Annotated in this window: 1 protein-coding gene; it reads right to left on the bottom strand. The window is 70.7% G+C overall.

Features of this window, described 5'->3' with window-relative positions:
- On the bottom strand, window positions 1–377 hold a 377-nt coding region (locus tag NBZ85_RS32025), incomplete at its 3' end, for a PDC sensor domain-containing protein (protein ID WP_261563536.1).
- Between the last annotated feature and the right edge of the window lie 12 nt (window positions 378–389).

Below are 389 nucleotides of genomic sequence, written 5' to 3'. Positions count from 1 at the left end.
GTGTGCGGCAGGCCCGGGGCGGCGTCGGCGTAGAAGCGCGCGAAGTACTCCGGGTCCAGCCCGATGTGGACGGTGCCGTCGAACTGCCCGTCGGCGGTGGACCGCCGCCGGCTGACGGCGAAGGTGGCCTTGGCCGTGGCCTTGCCCTGAAAAGCAGCGCTGACAAAGGCTCCGGCGTCGCGCTCGCGCTGTGCCTGAAAAAAGTCCCGGTCGGCGATGTTGGCCGAGGCGCGGTCCCACCCCTGGCTGCCGGCCCGTATGACACCCTGCGCGTCAGCGACCCAGATTGCGACAGCCTGCTCCAGCGGCGTCTTGAGCCGGACCAGGAAGGCGCTCGTTTCAGGGGCGGCGACCCTGTCCCAGGTCAGGTTGTCCACGCGGTCGTCCGC

The sequence above is a fragment of the Frankia tisae genome (assembly GCF_025403405.1).
Taxonomy (GTDB): domain Bacteria; phylum Actinomycetota; class Actinomycetes; order Frankiales; family Frankiaceae; genus Frankia; species Frankia tisai.
Note: the sequence above shows the minus strand (reverse complement) of the source record. Positions and strands in the feature narration are given on the sequence as shown.